Raw genomic sequence first — 14,629 nt, 5'->3', positions numbered from 1 at the left:
ACGGCGGGCGGTCAACGCGTACCCATGCGAAAGGGCGCCCACCGCGAACGGTGGGCGCCCTTTCGTGGGCCGTCCGGTCAGCGCCGGGTGGCGGCCTTCTTGGCCGGCGCCTTCTTCGCGGGCGCCTTCTTCGCCGCCGTGGTCTTCTTCGCCGCGGTGGACTTCGCCGCGGTCGTCTTCTTGGCGGTGGTGGTCTTCTTCGCCGCGGTGGACTTCGCCGCGGTCGTCTTCTTCGCCGCCGTGGTCTTGGTCGCGGCGGCCTTCTTCGCCGGCGCGGCCTTCTTGGTCGCGGTGGTCTTGGTGGCCTTGGTGGCCTTCGCCGCCGTGGTCTTCTTGGCGGCGGCGGTGGTCCGGCCTCCGGTGGCCTTGGCGGCACCGGTGGTCTTCTTCGCGGCGGCGGTGTCCTTGGGCACCTTGCCGCTGGCCACCATCTCCTTGAAGCCCGCGCCCGCCCGGAACGTCGGGACGGAGGTCTTCTTGACCTTCACCGCCTCGCCGGTCCGCGGATTGCGCGCTGTTCGGGCTCCCCGGACGCGCTTCTCGAACGCTCCGAAACCGGTGATCGCCACCTTCTCGCCCTTGGTGACCGCCGCCTGGACCTCAGCGAGAACCGCGTCGAGCGCGGCCGTCGCCGTCTTCCGGTCCCCCAGGCGAACGGCGAGCGCCTCGATGAGCTCGGCCTTGTTCACGACTTCCTCCCGATTGTGCAACTGACTCGACGCGAGCCATTCTGCGCGCACGGTATGCCCTGTGCTGCCTGGACACAAACATTCGGTGGAAAAAAGCCCTTGTGTCGCAACGGATTCGCCCCCACCGGATGCACCGGTGGGGGCGAATAGCGCTGGAGATCAGGCGATCGAGGGCAGGAACGCCGGCCGGGCGGCCTCGTACGCGCTGATCTCGGCCTCGTGCCGGAGGGTGAGTCCAATGTCGTCCAAGCCCTCCATCAGCCGCCAACGGCTGTGGTCGTCCAGCGGGAACGCCCAGGTGGCGTCACCGGCGTGGACCTGACGGGCGGCGAGGTCGACGGTGATCGGCGTGGTCGGCTCGGATTCCACGAGATCCCACAGTTCTTCCACGGCTTTCAATTCCAGCTCGACCGGAAGGAGACCTTCCTTGAGCGCGTTGCCGCGGAAGATGTCGCCGAAGCGAGGCGAGATGACGGCCCGGAAGCCCCAGTCCCGCAGCGCCCAGACGGCGTGCTCCCGGGAGGATCCGGTGCCGAACTCGGGGCCGGCGATCAGAATCGACGCACCCGAATGGGCGGGATCGTTGAGGACGAATGACGGGTCCTCCCGCCACGCGTTGAACAGACCGTCGGCGAATCCGGTCCGGGTCACCCGCTTGAGGTACACGGCGGGGATGATCTGGTCGGTGTCCACGTTGGATCGGCGCAGCGGCACGGCCGTGCCGGTGTGGGTGGTGAACTTGTCCATGTCGGCTGCCCTTCTACAGGTCGGCGGGGGCGGCCAGCCGGCCGACCACGGCGGTGGCGGCGGCGACCGGCGGGGACACCAGGTGGGTACGCCCGCCCCGGCCCTGGCGGCCCTCGAAGTTGCGGTTGGAGGTCGAGGCGGAGCGCTCGCCCGGCTTCAGCGTGTCCGGGTTCATGCCCAGGCACATGGAGCAGCCGGCGAAGCGCCACTCGGCGCCGGCGTCGGTGAAGACCTTGTCCAGCCCTTCGATCTCGGCCGCCTCGCGGACCGCGGCGGAGCCGGGGACCACGAGCATGCGTACGCCGTCGGCGACCCGATGCCCGCGCAGCACCTCGGCGGCGGCCCGCAGGTCCTCCAGGCGGCCGTTGGTGCAGGAGCCGACGAACACCACGTCCACGGCGAGGTCGCGCATCGGGGTGCCCGGGGTGAGGTCCATGTACTCCAGCGCGCGGCGGGCGGCGACCCGCTCCGGCTCGGTGACGAAGTCCTCCGGGTCCGGCACGGTCGCGCCCAGCGGCACGCCCTGCCCGGGGTTGGTGCCCCAGGTGACGAACGGCGTGATCCGGCTCGCGTCGAGCGTGACCTCGGTGTCGAAGGTCGCGCCCTCGTCGGTGGGCAGCGTCCGCCAGTACTCCAGCGCCGCGTCCCAGTCGTCGCCCTGGGGCGCGTTCGGCCGCCCCTTCAGGTACGCGAACGTGGTCTCGTCCGGCGCGATCATGCCGGCCTTGGCGCCCCACTCGATGGACATGTTCGCGATCGTCATCCGGCCCTCCATCGAGAGGTCGCGGATCGCCTCGCCCCGGTACTCGACGATGTGACCGCGCCCGCCGCCGGTGCCGACCTGCGCGATGAGCGCGAGCACCAGGTCCTTGGCGGTGACGCCGGGCGCCAGCTCGCCGACGACGTTCACGGCCATGGTCTTCGGGCGGGCCTGCGGCAGCGTCTGCGTGGCCAGCACGTGTTCGACCTCACTGGTGCCGATGCCGAACGCCAGCGCCCCGAACGCGCCGTGGGTGGCAGTGTGCGAGTCGCCGCACACGATCGTCATGCCGGGCTGGGTAAGGCCGAGCTGCGGGCCGATGACGTGCACGATGCCCTGGTTCTCGTCGCCCAGCGGGTGCAGGCGGACACCGAACTCGGCGCAGTTGCGGCGCAGCGTCTCGATCTGTGTGCGGGAGGTGGGGTCCGCGATCGTGAGCAGGTCGCCGCGCCGGGAACGGAACGCCGGGTCGTCGTACCCGGTCGGGGTGTTGTGGTCCTCGGTCGCGATCGTCAGGTCGGTACGGCGGACCCCGCGCCCGGCCAGACGCAGCCCGTCGAACGCCTGCGGGCTGGTCACCTCGTGCAGCAAGTGCAGGTCGATGAAGAGCAGGTCCGGCTCGCCGGCGGCGGAGCGGACCACGTGTGCGTCCCAGACCTTCTCGGCCAGGGTCCTCGGTTGAGTGACTCCCACCATCTGGACATCCTAAATTCTGGGAGGTAAATTTCGGCTTGTGGGACACAGTATGAGCGGTGTCGGCGTTCTCGACAAGGCGGTGGTCATCCTGGCCGCCTGTGTCGACGGCGCCAGCCTGGCCGAACTCGTTGAACGCACCAAGCTGCCCCGGGCCACCGCGCACCGGCTGGCACAGGCGCTGGAGATCCACCGGATGCTCGTCCGGGACACCCAGGGGCGCTGGCGCCCGGGTCCACGCCTGGGCGAGCTGGCCAACGCGGCCCCGGACGTGCTCCTGACCGCCGCCGAGCCGCTGCTCGCCGCGCTACGGGACGCCACCGGCGAAAGCGCCCAGCTCTACCTGCGCCGCGCCGACGAGCGGATCTGTGTGGCCGCCGCCGAGCGCGCCAGCGGCCTGCGGGACACCGTCCCGGTCGGCTCGGTGCTGCCGATGACGGCCGGCTCGGCGGCGCAGATCCTGCTCGCCTGGGAGCCACCGGAGGCGGTCATGCCGCTGCTCCCCCGCTCCAAGTTCACCGGCCGCACGCTGGCCGAGGTGCGGCGGCGCGGCTGGGCGCAGAGCGTCGCCGAGCGGGAGGCGGGTGTGGCGAGCGTCTCGGCGCCGATCCGGGACCGCACCGGGCGGGTGATCGCCGCGATCAGCATCTCCGGCCCGATCGAGCGCCTCGGCCGCCGCCCCGGCGAACGCCACGCCATGGCCGTCGTCCGAGCCGGCCAGCGCCTCTCCGGCCTCTAACCCCCCCGCCCTCCCACCCCCCTCACCCTCTCGCCCCTAGCCCCCCTCGCGTTGATCATGAAGTTGGCGGCATTTTTGATCTCCCTGACTGCCGCTAACTTCATGATCAACCCGGCAGGGCCCGGGGGGTGGGGGGCCGGGAGAGGGGGGCGGGAGGGGTGGGAGGGGGCGCGGGGATGCGGAACGGCCCGCCTCGCGTTGCGAGACGGGCCGTTCGTGGATGTAGCCCCGACCGGATTCGAACCGGCGCTACCGCCTTGAGAGGGCGGCGTCCTGGGCCGCTAGACGACGGGGCCAGGCACTTTTCCTGCTTCACCACCCTGCCGGGCGGTGTGGCAGTAGTCTAGCGGCATCCCGTCCGGCACCACCGCCGGGGGTCACCCCCTGCGCACGTGGGCCGGACAGCAGAAAGCCCGCCCCGGAAACGGGACGGGCTGTCGGTGCTGTAGCCCCGACCGGATTCGAACCGGCGCTACCGCCTTGAGAGGGCGGCGTCCTGGGCCGCTAGACGACGGGGCCAGAACCTTCATTGCACTCCGTCAGCGTGAGCTGCCGGAATCCAGCGTCCGAGGGTTCTCGCGAACCCTCGGTTGCGCTGGGGTACCAGGACTCGAACCTAGACTAACTGAACCAGAATCAGTCGGGCTGCCAATTACCCCATACCCCATTGGCCCCTTGCGGCGCCGGGAATGAACTTTACCCTCCCGGTGCCGACAGGCCAAATCCAACCCCTCGAAACCCACCTGACCAGCGGAAACGAGGCATCGGAGCGAATCAGGCGACGGGGACCACCGGGTTGCTCAGCTCCCCGATCCCCTGGATCCGCACGGTGACCGTATCCCCCTCGGTGAGCGGACTAACCCCCGCCGGCGTGCCGGTCAGCACCACGTCGCCGGGCAGCAGCGTCATCACGTGCGAGATGTACGACACCAGGCCCGGTACGTCGAACACCATGTCCTTGGTCCGGCCGAGCTGGCGTACCTCCATCTCCTCCGGGTTGCGGCCCACCTCACACCGGATCTCCAGGTCGCTGACGTCGAGCCCGGTGGTGATCCACGGCCCGATCGGGCAGAACGAGTCGAAGCCCTTGGCGCGGGTCCACTGCCCGTCGGAGCGCTGGAGGTCCCGCGCGGTCACGTCGTTGGCGCAGGTGTAGCCGAAGATGGCCCGCTCGGCGGCGGCCCGGTCGGCCCGGCGGGCGCCCGGGGCGCCGATCACCACGGCGAGTTCCGCCTCGTGCTCGACCTGCTTGGAGAAGATCGGCAGCCGGATGGCGTCGCGCGGGCCGATCACCGAGGTGGACGGCTTGAGGAAGAGCAGCGGCTCCTTCGGCACCTCGCTGCCGTGCTCGGCGGCGTGCTCGGCGTAGTTACGGCCGACACACACCACCTTGCTGGGCAGGATCGGCGACAGCAGCCGGACGTCGGAGAGCGCCCAGCGGGCGCCGGAGAACTGGATCTGCCCGAACGGGTGGCCCTCGATCTCGGCGATGGTCAGGCCCTGCGGCCCGGCCTCCGGCTCGCCCTCGACGACCCCGAACGACATTCCCTTGGCATGAGCGAAACGAGCGATACGCACCCGGCCAATCTATCCCCGCCCGCGGGCCGCCCGGCGGACACCGGCAGGCGGCACGCCCCGGCGGTCGCGCACCACACCCTCGCCGGCCGGCGGCGGCACCGGACCGCCAGGAGCCGGACAGGGTACGCGCGATCGCGCCGGACAGGGCGGGAATGGCGGCTTCGTACCCGCCCGGCGGGCCCCGGACCATAGCTTCGGGTCCGGAGGTTCGTTGGTATGCCTGCATCGAGACGACACCACAGGGCCCTGGCAGTGTTCGTGAACTGCCTCGGCGTCATCGCCGCCGTACCGGCGCTGTCCCCGGCGACGCCCCGCGCGGCCGCCGCCCCCGCCCATCCGGCCCCACCACCGGCTGTCATCCCCGGTGCCGCGGCCACCCCGATCCCGACCGGCGTGCCGGCGGTGCCCCCGGCGGTGCCGACCACCGGCCCGGCACCGGTCCGCCCGTCGATGCCCCCGGTCAGCGTGGCGGTGGGCGCGGCGGGCACCCCGGCGCCGGGTTACCGGATCGAGGTCCGCAACGCCGGCACGGCACCCGTCGACACCATGGTCCGGCAGGAGCTGCCGAACGGGTCGCGGGCCACCACGGTGACCGGCGGTGGGCGGACCAGCCGTCCGGCCGGGATGAGCGCCGGTGAGGTGACCTGGCGGCTGCGGCTGCCTGCGAAGAGCACCACCACGCTGCACACCGCGCTGTCGGTCCCCGGTCCGGGCCGCTCGGTGACGGCACCCACCTGCGTCTACGGCTCGGACGGCACGCGCCCGTTCGACTGCGCCACAGCGACCTGGGTGGGCGCCGCGACGGCCCCGGCGGCGCAGGTCACCGCCGCCCCGGCCTGGCGACGGCCGCCGGTGCTGCTCGCCGCGTTCACGGCGCTGCTGGTGGTCACCGCCGGTGTGGTGTGGTGGGCGGTGTGGCGCCGCCGCCGGCGCACCGCGGCGGGAAGCGCCGCACCGGGCAGCATGGCCCGCGGCGGGACGGGCGCCCCCGGAGGCGGGGCGACGCCCACCGGTACGCCCGCGGGCGGCACCATGCACACCGGCGCCCCCGGAAGCGGTGTGCCCGGCGGAGCCGGACCGGGCCAGAGCGGACCGGGCCACGGCACGCCGGTACAAGGCGGACCGGGCCAAGGCGGGCCGGTCCCAGGCGCGACCGGTGGGCCGGCCGAGCGCGGCACGGTCTACCCGCGTACGGCCGTGCCGTCGCCCGCGAGCCGCCGCCGAAGGCCGCCGGTCTGGCTCGTGGTCGGCGTGGCGGCGGCCGTGCTGGCCGGTGTGGTGGGCGCGGCGGCCTGGTCGGCCACGCAGCGGGTGGCCGCGATGGACACCACGAAGCAGCCGACGAGCGGCGCGTGGGTGGGCAGCAGCGTCACCGGCGCGCTGGGCCAGCCGCTGCGCGAGACCGCGTTCGAGTTCACCGTCTACCGGCTGAGCTGCGGCGCCGACGTCCTGCCACCGGCGCCCGGCGGTGGCAGGCCGTGCCTGGCCACGGTCGGGGTGCGCAACCTCACGACCGAGGACCAGACCTGGCACGGGCAGTTGCAGCGGGCGTACCTGCCCAGCGGCAACTGGGTGGCAGCCGACGAGGACGCGACCCGGGTGGCGAACCTCGGCCGGGACGTCTTCTCCCAGCCGGTGGCCGCCGGGCGGCGGGTGCTGCTGCCGCTGGTGTTCACCATGCGCGGCGACGAGCCGCCGAAACGGCTGGAGCTGCGCAGCGGCGTCTTCTCGGCAGGCGTGCGGGTGGACGTGGCGTGATCCGGGCACGGGCGGCGGTCGTACCCTGGGGTGTGTGACCGCCGCCCTCGCCCCCGCGCTCGACCTGGCCGACTGGCAGGCGCGCCGGCACGCCCACGAGGCGCGGGTGGACGCCTGGCTGACGCCGCACCTGGAACGCCGCCGCACCGGGGTGAAGCACCCGGTGGAGGACTTCCTGTTCACCTACTACTCGCACCGCCCGGCGCAGTTGCGCCGCTGGCACCCGGGCGCGGGCGTGGTGCTGCGCGACGCCGACCCGGCCGGTTTCGGCCCGGACTACACGGCGGGCGCCGCCGGGCTCACCCTCGACACCGATCGGGTACGCGAGCGGCGCGCCGAGTCGATCACCTGGATCCGTACGCTGCTCGCCGCCACCGCCGGACGCCCCGCGCAGTTCGGGTGCTTCGGCATGCACGAGTGGGCGATGGTCTACCGGCAGACCCAGGAGCAGGTACGGCACAACGCCTGGCCGCTGCGGCTGAGCCCGGCGGCGACGGCGGCTGTGGTCGAGGAGCGCGGCGTGCGGTGCAGCCACTTCGACGCGTTCCGGTTCTTCACCGCTCCGGCCCGGCCGCTGAACGTGCTCCAGCCGACCCGGGAGGGTCAGCACGCGCTGGAGCAGCCGGGCTGCCTGCACGCCAACATGGATCTCTACAAGTGGGCGTACAAGCTGTCGCCGCTGGTGCCGTCCGAGCTGGTGGCGGACTGCTTCGCGCTGGCCCGGGAGATCCGGGCGCTGGACATGCGGGCCAGCCCGTACGACCTGGCCGACCTGGGCTACCCGCCGGTGCGAGTGGAGACGCCGGAGGGCCGGGCCGAGTACGCCACCGCCCAGCGCGGGTTCGCCGAGCGGGCCGCCGGGTTGCGGGTCCGGCTGCTGGCCGCGCTGGACCGGGCCGCGCCGGCCGACCACCGCTGAGCGCGGGGCCGGCCGGCGCGGGGGTCAGTTCGCGGCGCAGGTCACTGCCGGCACCGGGCTCGGGACGGCACCGTCGGCCAGGAAACCGAACGTGGTCTGGGCGGCAGGGGCCAGGGCGCCGTTCCAGCTCGCGTTCCGGGCGGTCACTGTGGTTCCGCTCTGTGTCACGTCCGCGCTCCACGCCTGGCTGATCCGCTGGCCGGCGGAGAGCGGGAAGCGCACGGTCCAGCCGGCGATCGGCGCGGCGCCGCCGTTGCGGACCGTCACCTCCCCCTGGAAGCCGCCCGGCCACTGACCGGCGACCCGCCAGGTGGCGGTGCAGCCGCCGGCCGTGGGCGTCGGGCTGGCCGTGGGCGACGGGCTGGTCGTGGGCGACGGGCTGACGGTGGGCGACGGCGTGGGGCTGACGGTCGGGGACGTGGTCGGGCCGGGCGTGGTGCGGCCCAGCGCGGCGACCAGCGCCGGGTACCACCTGTCGGACATCTTCTGGTCGCCTGCGGCGTTCGGGTGCACGCCGTCGTACGTGTCGGTGGCGGTGCTGAACCCGGTCCACTGGTCGACCACCACGATCGGCGACGCGGCTGTGGTCTTCCCGGCCGCCCAGCCGTCGATCAGCGAGTTGAGCGCCACCGTCCGCTGGCCGCACTCGGGACAGCTCGCCGGGTTCATCGGGATGATCTTCGCGACCAGCACGGTCATGGCCGGGTTGGCGGCCCGCATCTGGTCCACCAGCTTCGAGTACGCGGCCAGGATCGTGGCGGGCGCGATGTTGCTCCACACGTCGTTGGTGCCGAAGTGCATGAGCACGACGTCCGGACGGGTGGCGGACAGCCAGCCGGGCAGCAGGTTCTGGTTGGCCACGTTCGTCGCGAGGTAGCCGCCGTGCCCCTCGTTGTCGCCGTCGTACGGCACACCGCAGCCCTGCGGCCCGAGCGTGCCGACGAAGTCGACGTCGGTGTGGCCGGTGGACTGGAGGCGGTTCCAGAGCAGCGCCCGCCAGCAGCCGGGCGACCCGGTGATGGAGTCGCCGAGCGGCATGACGCGGACCGGGGTGGCCGCCGCGGCGGCCGGGGGTGTGGTGGCGGTGAGGGCGAGGCCGAGGGCGAGGACCGGTAGCAGCGCGGCGAGCGCGGTCAGCGCGGCGAGCGCGGTCAGCGCGGCGCGCAGGGGGTTACGGGACATGCGGAAGGGACTCCTGTCACTGTGACGTGGTGGTCGGTGACGGCCCTGAAGCTCCCGTACGCATTGAAGCGCTTCGACGCCTCCGACTCAACCCTCCGGGTGCCCCCGATGCCGGTTCCACTCCGGGGCGAGGATCGACATGACAGTGGCGTCCACCCAGTCGTCGCCGTCGCGCAGCACCTGCCGCAGCGTCCCCTCGGCGACGAAGCCCACCTTCTCGTAGGCGCGCCGGGCACGCGGGTTGAACGCGAACACCTCCAGGCCGATGCGGTGCAGGCCGAGCTGCTCGAAGCCGTACCCGACGATCAGCCGGACCGCCTCGGTGCCGAGGCCGCGGTCGCGGCCGCCGGGGCCGATCAGCGTGCGGAAGTTGCAGCTCGCGTTGGCCCGGTCCCACTCGTTGAGGACCACCTCGCCGACGCAGGTGCCGCTCGCCCGGTCCACCACCGCGAGGTCGAGCCGGTCGTCCTGGCTGTTGCGGGTGCCGTACCAGGCCCGCAGGCGGGACGGCTCGAACGCCTCGCCGGCCGGGCTGCCGGTCAGCCGGGCCACCTCCGGGTCGGCCAGGATCTCGGCGAGCGCCGGCAGGTCGTCGTCGTGGAACGGGCGCAGCACCACCCGCTCGCCGGTGAGCGTGGGCTTGACGGAGAAGTCGATCACGTGGCGGAATTCTCCGGGCGGCGCGCTCGGCGGCTCAACAGGTTTTCGGTCAGTCGCCGTCCACCCGGCGGTCGCGTTTGCGCTGCGACTGACGCTTCTTCTCGGCCAGGCGACGCTCCTTGGCGCCACGGGAGGGGCGGGTCGGCCGGCGCGTCTTCGGCGGCGGGGCGACGGCCTCGCGCAGCAGCGCGGCCATCCGCTCGCGGGCCGCCTCCCGGTTGGCCAGCTGGGCGCGGTGCTCGCTGGCGGTGACCGTCAGCACGCCACCGACCAGGCGGCCGGCGAGCCGGGCCAGCGCCCGTTCCCGCAGCGTCTCCGGCACGCTCGGCGAGCCGCCCAGGTCGAAGCTCAGCTCCACCCGGGAGTCGGTGGTGTTGACTCCCTGCCCGCCGGGCCCGGACGAGCGGGAGAACCGTTCCCGCAGCTCGGCGGCGGGCACCGTGAGCCGATCGGTGACCCGCAGTCCGTCGTCCACTCCCCGAGGCTAGCGCCCGGCGCGGTGACTCGGGGTGGGGGTGGCGCTCGGCGTGGGACCGGCCCGTTCCTCGCCGCCGCCGGACGCCGCGTACGCGGCCGCGCCGACGAGCAGCAGGGCGATCACCGCGAGCTTGACGACGACGCCCCGGATCGCGAGCCAGGCGTTGCGCCGGGCGCCGGGGACGCTGGTCCGGATGGTCTGGTAGTCGGTCCAGCCGCGTTTCGCACGCGCGTAGGACGCGCCGACACCGGCGCCGATGATCAGGCCCACCACGAGGAGGGCCGCAATGACAGCTTGCTCCACCTCCGCCAGTATTCATACTCAGCGTAATATTTCTATGGCCCAATGATCCCACGCCGGATATCCGACACTTCGCACCGATCTTGCGACGCTTGTGCAGGTCAGCGCCGGGAGGGGCGGCAGGGCAACCCCGCGCGGGCGCCAGGCCGGGCCCGCGCGGGTGGCCGCGCAGACGACTCAGCCGCCCCGGCCGATGATGGTGTCGGCGGTCTGCTGGACCTGGTCGATCGGGATGGCGAAGCCGATACCGATGGAGCCGTTGCCGTCGATGGTGGCGATCGCCGTGTTCACGCCGACCACCTCACCGCGCGCGTTCACCAGCGGGCCACCGGAGTTGCCCGGGTTGATCGAGGCGTCGGTCTGCACCGCCGTGTGCCGGCCGTTGCCGATCCGTACCTGCCGGTTGAGCGCGCTGACGATGCCGGCGGTGACCGTCCCGGCGAGCCCGAGCGGCGACCCGACCGCGAGCACCGGCTCCCCCACTCTCGTCGAGTTCGCCTTTGCCAGCGGCAACGGCGGCAACCCGGCCGACGCGGGCACCTTCAGCACGGCCAGGTCGCTGGCCGGTTCCCGGCCCACCACCTCGGCCGGGAAGCGCCGTCCGTCCGACGTCTCCACAGTCACCGCGCCGGCACCGCCCCGGGCCAGGATGTGGTCGTTGGTGACGATGTGCTGCTCGTTGTCGATGGCGAACCCGGAGCCGGACGCGGACGCGCCGGAGCGGCCCCCGACCATCACCGACACCACCCCGGGCACCGTCTTGCCGGCGGCGGTGATCAGCTCCGCCGGCACCGGCGCGGCGGACGCCGCTGCCGGTCCCGGCGCGCCCCGGTCGGCCGCCCAGGTGCCGGCCGCCGCGCCGGAGACGGTGGAGAGCGCCACCACCGCCGCCACGCTCAGCAGCCGGTGGCGCACGCTACGCCGCCCGGCCTCCGGCCCGCCCCCGGGTACGTCCCGGTAGCCGCGCCCGTCCGGGTCCAGCTCCGGCGAGACGAACCACGGTCCGCGTGGCTCGCCGAGTCCGGTCTGCACTGCCATGCCTGGCTCCTCACATGTCGTGCGGTAGTGGTGTGCGGGTCAGGGCAGCCGGGAGAACCACCGCAGCGAGCCGGCCGCGGCGCCCATCGCCAGGACCAGCCCGAGGCCGATGAAGCGGGCCGAGATGTCCTGCCGCTCGGTGCGGTAGCCGACCGAGGTGCCGATGTCCTCGTAGACGTCCTTCAGCTCGGCGGTGGTGGACGCCTCGTGGAAGCCCCCGCCGGTCTGCTCGGCGACCGCCCGCAGCGTCTGGCCGTCCACCGGCACCTGGATCGCCCGGCCACCCCTGTCGACCGAGCCGCCGGGCGTGCCGAAGGAGATGGTGTGCACCGGCACCTTCGCGGCGACCGCCTGGTCGGCGGCCTCCATCGGGTCCATGCCGGAGGTGTTCGCGCCGTCGGAGAGGATGATGATCCGGGCCGGCGGCGGATCCTTGGCGGCGGTGGCGTCCAGGCTCTTGACCGCGCCGAGCGAGGTGCTGATCGCCTCGCCGATGGCGGTGCCCTGCACGCCGGTGATGCCCTCGGCCAGCCGCCCGATCCCGTCGTGCAGCGCCTCCCGGTCGGTGCTCGGCGGCACCAGCACCGCCGCGCTGCCGGCGAACGCGACGAGGCCGACGTTGAACTCGTCCGGCAGCCCGTCGACGAACCGCCGGCCCGCCTCCTTGGCCGCTGTCAGCCGGTCCGGGTCCACGTCACCGGCGAGCATCGAGGTGGAGACGTCCACCGCGACCATCACCGTGGCCCGCTCCCGGGGCACCCGCACCTCCGCCTCGGGCCGGGCGAACCCGACCACGAGCAGCGCCAGCATGGCGAGGAACAGGCCCGCCGGGACGTGCCGCCGCCAGGCCGGGCGGCGCGGGGCGACCCGGTCGAGCAGGCGCAGGTTGGTGAAGCGCACCGCGTACCGGCTCTGCCGCCGTTGCAGCACCAGGTAGCCGGCGACCAGCGCGACGACGGCGAGCAGCAGCCAGAGGCGGGCGGGTGACTGCCAGGTCATGCGACACCTCCGCGGGCCGCGGCCGGCACGGTGGCCAGCCGGCGCTGCTCGTGCACGTACCGGACGACGTCCGCGCACCAGTCCCGGTCGGTGCGCAGCGCCAGGTGGGTCGCGCCGGCCCGGCGCAGCGTGCGGCGTACCTGGTCGCGCTGCTCGGCGGCGGCATGCGCGTACCGCTCGCGCAGGCCCGGGTCACCGGTCCACACCTCGCGGTGCCGGCCGCTCTCCGGGTCGACGAGCGTGACCAGGCCGACGTCCGGCAGTTCCAGCTCGCGCGGGTCGGTCACCTCGACGGCAAGCACCTGGTGCCGTACCGCGAGGCGGCGCAGCGCGGCGGCCCACGGCGGCGGCGCCGCGTCCGGGTCGTCGGGCAGCTCGTCGAGGAAGTCGGAGACGATCACCACGAGCCCGCGCCGGGTGGCGACACGCTGAAGGCCGTCCAGCCCGTCGGCCAGGCCCGGCACCGCGTCCGTCCGGCCCGCGCCGGCCGCGCCCGCACCGCCGGAGTCCGGCAGGTCGCCGGTACGCGGAGCGCCGAGCAGCGCGCGGAGCAGCCCGAGCAGATGGGTACGCCCGCTGCGGGCCGGAAACCGGCGCAGCCCGTCCGGGGTGAGCACCTGGGCGCCGAGCCGGTTGCCGACTCCGGCGGTGAGGAAGCCGATCGCCGCGACGGCGGCCACCGCCAGTTCCCGTTTGTCCAGCGTGGACGTGCCGTACTCCATGCTGGGGCTGGCGTCGACGAGCAGCCAGGTGGTCAGTTCCCGGTCCGCGTCGACCTCCCGGACGTGCGGAACGGTGGTCCGGGCGGTGACCGCCCAGTCCATCCGGCGCACCTCGTCCTCGCCGGGGCGGTACTCGCGGCTGCCGGCCGCCTCGCTGCCCGGTCCGGGGAGCAGGCCGCGGTACCGGCCGTGCAGCAGCCCGTCGAGCCGCCGGGTCACCGTCAGCTCCAGCCGGCGCAGCCGCTGGTCCGGGGCGAGATCGGCGAGCCCGGGTCCGGCCTCGCCGGTCATGCCGCCGCCAGGTCGTTCACCGTCTCGGTGGGCCCGTTCACCAGCCGGGGCGGCGGCACCGCCTCGATCACGCGGCGCACCACGTCCTCGCCGGAGATCCCGTCGGCGATCGCGTCGAAGGAGAGCACGAGCCGGTGCGCCAGCACGTCCACCGCGAGTTCCCGGATGTCCTCGGGGAGCACGTAGTCCCGGCCGTGGATGAGCGCCTGGGCGCGGGCGGCGGCCACCAGGCCGAGCGTGGCCCGGGGGCTGGCCCCGTACGCCAGCAGGGGCGCGACGTCGGGCAGGCCGAAGCGCTCCGGGTCGCGGGTGGCGAGGATGAGGCGGACCACGTACTCGGCGAGCGCGTGGTGGACGAAGACGTCGGTGGCGCGGCGCTGCAGTTCGCGCAGCCGGACCGGGTCGAGCACGGTACGCGCGGTGGGCCGGTCGGTGCTCATCCGGTAGAGGATGGCCAGCTCGTCGGCGTCGCTCGGGTAGTCGACCACCACCTTCATCAGGAAGCGGTCGCGCTGTGCCTCCGGGAGCTGGTAGACACCCTCGGACTCGATCGGGTTCTGGGTGGCCAGGACCAGGAACGGGTCCGGCACCGGCCAGCTCCGGCCGGCGATGGAGACCTGCCGCTCGGCCATCGCCTCGAGCAGCGCCGACTGCACCTTGGCCGGGGCCCGGTTGATCTCGTCGGCGAGCACCAGGTTCGCCATGATCGGCCCCAGCTCCACGTCGAACTGTTCGGTGGAGGCGCGGTAGATGCGCGTGCCGACGATGTCGGAGGGGACCAGGTCAGGGGTGAACTGGATCCGGGAGAACGTGCCACCGACCACTGTGGCGAGTGTCTGCGCCGCCAGCGTCTTGGCCACCCCCGGTACGCCCTCCAGCAGGCAGTGCCCGTCGGCGATCAGGGCGGTGAGCAGGCGGTCGACGAGCCGATCCTGCCCGACGATCACGCGTTTGACCTCGACGAGGGTCTGTTCCAGCTCGACGCCGCTCGCGTCGGCGTCGACCGGGCTGAGCACGCTGGCCGGGGTGTCCGAGATGTCCGTCACGGTGCTTGCTTCCCGGACAGGACCGGCGAC

At 73.5% G+C, this 14,629-nt stretch carries 15 protein-coding genes and 3 tRNA genes; 3 read left to right on the top strand and 15 right to left on the bottom strand.

What is annotated here, in order from left to right:
- Positions 1-77: 77 nt before the first annotated feature.
- The 3 genes from MICAU_RS06680 to leuC form a co-directional block, all read right to left on the bottom strand.
- Entirely contained in the window at positions 78-689 is a 612-nt protein-coding gene (locus tag MICAU_RS06680; RefSeq protein ID WP_013284532.1) for an HU family DNA-binding protein, read from the bottom strand.
- Between the two features lie 159 nt (positions 690-848).
- Complete coding sequence (leuD, locus tag MICAU_RS06675; RefSeq protein WP_013284531.1) at positions 849-1,436, bottom strand: 3-isopropylmalate dehydratase small subunit; 588 nt, start codon at positions 1,434-1,436, stop codon at positions 849-851.
- 13 nt (positions 1,437-1,449) lie between these two features.
- Positions 1,450-2,892 carry a 3-isopropylmalate dehydratase large subunit gene (gene leuC, locus MICAU_RS06670; protein ID WP_013284530.1) on the bottom strand — a complete coding sequence of 481 codons (1,443 nt, stop codon included), beginning with the start codon at positions 2,890-2,892 and terminating at the stop codon, positions 1,450-1,452.
- A 49-nt stretch (positions 2,893-2,941) separates the two neighbouring features.
- On the opposite strand from leuC, the gene MICAU_RS06665 reads away from it, so the two are divergent.
- Positions 2,942-3,628, top strand: a complete 687-nt coding sequence (locus tag MICAU_RS06665; protein ID WP_013284529.1) for an IclR family transcriptional regulator — start codon at positions 2,942-2,944, stop codon at positions 3,626-3,628.
- Between the two features lie 223 nt (positions 3,629-3,851).
- Here the strand turns inward: MICAU_RS06665 and MICAU_RS06660 are convergent.
- The 4 genes from MICAU_RS06660 to MICAU_RS06645 form a co-directional block, all read right to left on the bottom strand.
- Positions 3,852-3,924: transfer RNA gene (locus tag MICAU_RS06660), tRNA-Glu, on the bottom strand.
- A gap of 150 nt (positions 3,925-4,074) precedes the next feature.
- Positions 4,075-4,147 (bottom strand) — tRNA-Glu (locus MICAU_RS06655).
- Positions 4,148-4,223: 76 nt separating this feature from the next.
- Positions 4,224-4,295: transfer RNA gene (locus tag MICAU_RS06650), tRNA-Gln, on the bottom strand.
- A gap of 107 nt (positions 4,296-4,402) precedes the next feature.
- Positions 4,403-5,206, bottom strand: a complete 804-nt coding sequence (locus MICAU_RS06645; protein WP_013284528.1) for a fumarylacetoacetate hydrolase family protein — start codon at positions 5,204-5,206, stop codon at positions 4,403-4,405.
- 216 nt (positions 5,207-5,422) lie between these two features.
- On the opposite strand from MICAU_RS06645, the gene MICAU_RS06640 reads away from it, so the two are divergent.
- Both MICAU_RS06640 and MICAU_RS06635 read left to right on the top strand, forming a co-directional pair.
- A complete protein-coding gene (locus MICAU_RS06640) occupies positions 5,423-6,964 on the top strand; it encodes a hypothetical protein (protein WP_013284527.1) in 1,542 nt (513 codons plus the stop codon).
- A gap of 34 nt (positions 6,965-6,998) precedes the next feature.
- Positions 6,999-7,883, top strand: a complete 885-nt coding sequence (locus MICAU_RS06635; protein ID WP_013284526.1) for a hypothetical protein — start codon at positions 6,999-7,001, stop codon at positions 7,881-7,883.
- Positions 7,884-7,907: 24 nt separating this feature from the next.
- Here the strand turns inward: MICAU_RS06635 and MICAU_RS06630 are convergent, their stop codons facing one another.
- The 8 genes from MICAU_RS06630 to MICAU_RS06595 form a co-directional block, all read right to left on the bottom strand.
- Complete coding sequence (locus tag MICAU_RS06630; protein ID WP_013284525.1) at positions 7,908-9,065, bottom strand: cellulose binding domain-containing protein; 1,158 nt, start codon at positions 9,063-9,065, stop codon at positions 7,908-7,910.
- A gap of 87 nt (positions 9,066-9,152) precedes the next feature.
- Positions 9,153-9,725, bottom strand: coding sequence for a GNAT family N-acetyltransferase (locus tag MICAU_RS06625; RefSeq protein ID WP_013284524.1), 573 nt, complete (start codon positions 9,723-9,725; stop codon positions 9,153-9,155).
- 49 nt (positions 9,726-9,774) lie between these two features.
- Entirely contained in the window at positions 9,775-10,200 is a 426-nt protein-coding gene (gene arfB / locus MICAU_RS06620) for an alternative ribosome rescue aminoacyl-tRNA hydrolase ArfB (RefSeq protein WP_013284523.1), read from the bottom strand.
- Between the two features lie 9 nt (positions 10,201-10,209).
- Positions 10,210-10,506, bottom strand: coding sequence for a hypothetical protein (locus MICAU_RS06615; protein ID WP_013284522.1), 297 nt, complete (start codon positions 10,504-10,506; stop codon positions 10,210-10,212).
- A gap of 174 nt (positions 10,507-10,680) precedes the next feature.
- Positions 10,681-11,541 carry a S1C family serine protease gene (locus MICAU_RS06610; protein WP_013284521.1) on the bottom strand — a complete coding sequence of 287 codons (861 nt, stop codon included), beginning with the start codon at positions 11,539-11,541 and terminating at the stop codon, positions 10,681-10,683.
- A 39-nt stretch (positions 11,542-11,580) separates the two neighbouring features.
- Positions 11,581-12,540 (bottom strand): VWA domain-containing protein, encoded by a 960-nt coding sequence (locus tag MICAU_RS06605; protein WP_013284520.1) that lies wholly within the window; start codon positions 12,538-12,540, stop codon positions 11,581-11,583.
- A complete protein-coding gene (locus MICAU_RS06600; protein ID WP_013284519.1) occupies positions 12,537-13,553 on the bottom strand; it encodes a DUF58 domain-containing protein in 1,017 nt (338 codons plus the stop codon). Before MICAU_RS06600 ends, MICAU_RS06605 begins: the two co-directional genes overlap by 4 nt.
- Positions 13,550-14,599 (bottom strand): AAA family ATPase, encoded by a 1,050-nt coding sequence (locus MICAU_RS06595; RefSeq protein WP_013284518.1) that lies wholly within the window; start codon positions 14,597-14,599, stop codon positions 13,550-13,552. Before MICAU_RS06595 ends, MICAU_RS06600 begins: the two co-directional genes overlap by 4 nt.
- Positions 14,600-14,629 lie beyond the last annotated feature (30 nt).

The organism is Micromonospora aurantiaca ATCC 27029 (assembly GCF_000145235.1).
In the GTDB taxonomy this organism is placed as follows: domain Bacteria; phylum Actinomycetota; class Actinomycetes; order Mycobacteriales; family Micromonosporaceae; genus Micromonospora; species Micromonospora aurantiaca.
The sequence above is the reverse complement of the archived record's forward strand: the minus strand, read 5'-3'. Positions and strand labels throughout refer to the sequence as shown.

What these genes read in the sequence shown, in the direction of transcription:
- MICAU_RS06665 (WP_013284529.1), top strand. Translation starts at nt 2,942, where the DNA reads ATGAGCGGTGTCGGCGTTCTCGACAAGGCGGTGGTCATCCTGGCCGCC.
- MICAU_RS06640 (WP_013284527.1), top strand. Translation starts at nt 5,423, where the DNA reads ATGCCTGCATCGAGACGACACCACAGGGCCCTGGCAGTGTTCGTGAAC.
- leuC (WP_013284530.1), bottom strand. Translation starts at nt 2,892, where the DNA reads ATGGTGGGAGTCACTCAACCGAGGACCCTGGCCGAGAAGGTCTGGGAC.
- MICAU_RS06610 (WP_013284521.1), bottom strand. Translation starts at nt 11,541, where the DNA reads ATGGCAGTGCAGACCGGACTCGGCGAGCCACGCGGACCGTGGTTCGTC.
- leuD (WP_013284531.1), bottom strand. Translation starts at nt 1,436, where the DNA reads ATGGACAAGTTCACCACCCACACCGGCACGGCCGTGCCGCTGCGCCGA.
- MICAU_RS06630 (WP_013284525.1), bottom strand. Translation starts at nt 9,065, where the DNA reads ATGTCCCGTAACCCCCTGCGCGCCGCGCTGACCGCGCTCGCCGCGCTG.
- MICAU_RS06600 (WP_013284519.1), bottom strand. Translation starts at nt 13,553, where the DNA reads ATGACCGGCGAGGCCGGACCCGGGCTCGCCGATCTCGCCCCGGACCAG.
- MICAU_RS06605 (WP_013284520.1), bottom strand. Translation starts at nt 12,540, where the DNA reads ATGACCTGGCAGTCACCCGCCCGCCTCTGGCTGCTGCTCGCCGTCGTC.